This window comes from Belnapia rosea, from assembly GCF_900101615.1.
In the GTDB taxonomy this organism is placed as follows: Bacteria; Pseudomonadota; Alphaproteobacteria; order Acetobacterales; family Acetobacteraceae; genus Belnapia; species Belnapia rosea.
In genome coordinates, this window is sequence record NZ_FMZX01000115.1 from 1 (window position 1) to 1,225 (window position 1,225).

Below are 1,225 nucleotides of genomic sequence, written 5' to 3' on the forward strand. Positions count from 1 at the left end.
TAGGAGGCCGCGACCGTAATGGTGGTGGCCATCGTGATGGTCCTGGCTAGGGTTGGGTTGCTGAGACCGACAACCCCTGAACCATGGACCAGCCACGATGACCGACGAGACGATGGCCCTTCGGGGTCTTTTGGAGAAGTCTGCCGAGTCGTCCTTCCTGCGCGAGATGATCGGCTTCGCCGCTGAGCGGCTCATGGAGCTGGAGGTGGACGAGCTGACCGGCGCCGCGCATGGCGAGCGCAGCTCCGACCGGCTGGTGCAGCGCAACGGCTACCGGGACCGCGACTGGCAGACCCGGGCCGGCACCGTCGAGCTCGTTGGACGCAGTGCGTCCAACCCCGAAGCTCAGGCGTGGCTCCTGTTTCCCGGGTTTCCTGGAGCCCCGCAGGACCGCCGAGAAGGCGCTGACGGCGGTGATCCAGGAGGCCTATGTCCAGGGGCATCTCGACCTGCTCGGTCGATGACCTGGTCCGCGCCAGGGGCCTGGAGGGCGTCTCCAAGAGCCAGGTTTCGCGGCTCTGCGCCGAGATCGACGAGCGGGTCGGCGGCTTCCTCTGCCGCCCGATCGAGGGCGACTGGCCCTACCTGTGGCTCGACGCCACCTACGTGAAGGTCCGCGAGGCGGGCCGCATCGTGACCATCGCGGTCGGCGTCAATGGCGACGGCCGGCGCGAGGTGCTCGGCATGGCGGTCGGCGCCTCCGAGGCGGAGACCTCCTGGCTGGACTTCCTGCGCTCCCTGGCACGGCGCGGGCTGCGGGGCGTCAAGCTGGTCATCTCCGATGCGCATGAAGGGCTCAAGGCCGCGGTGACCAAGGTGCTGCGGGCCATCTGGCAGCGGTGCCGCGTGCATTTCGGCCGCACCGCTTTGGCCCATGCCGGGAAGACCCAGCGCCGCATCGTCTCGGCTTGGATCGGCACCGCCTACGCCCAGGAAGACGCCGCAGCTGCCCATACCCAATGGCGGACCGTGGCCGACCAACTCCGTCCCAAGGTGCCCAAGCTCGCTGCCCTGATGGACGCCGCCGAGGAGGATGTCCTCGCCTACATGCGCTTCCCCGCCGCGCATCGAGCCTGGGCCACCCAGCGAGCCCGCTACATGACTCCGGAGACCATCGGCACCATCAGCGGTACTGCCCCGGTCAGCCTGCCAGCCCTGGCATCCTGACGAGGCAGACCAGCCCGCCCAGGAGCACCGCTCCTACACCACGTCCAGGGACACGACC

Annotated in this window: 1 pseudogene; it reads left to right on the forward strand. The window is 69.1% G+C overall.

The features are described 5' to 3' along the window. Positions 1-97 precede the first annotated feature (97 nt). Positions 98-1,167, forward strand: a pseudogene (locus BLR02_RS28310) (IS256 family transposase). Positions 1,168-1,225 lie beyond the last annotated feature (58 nt).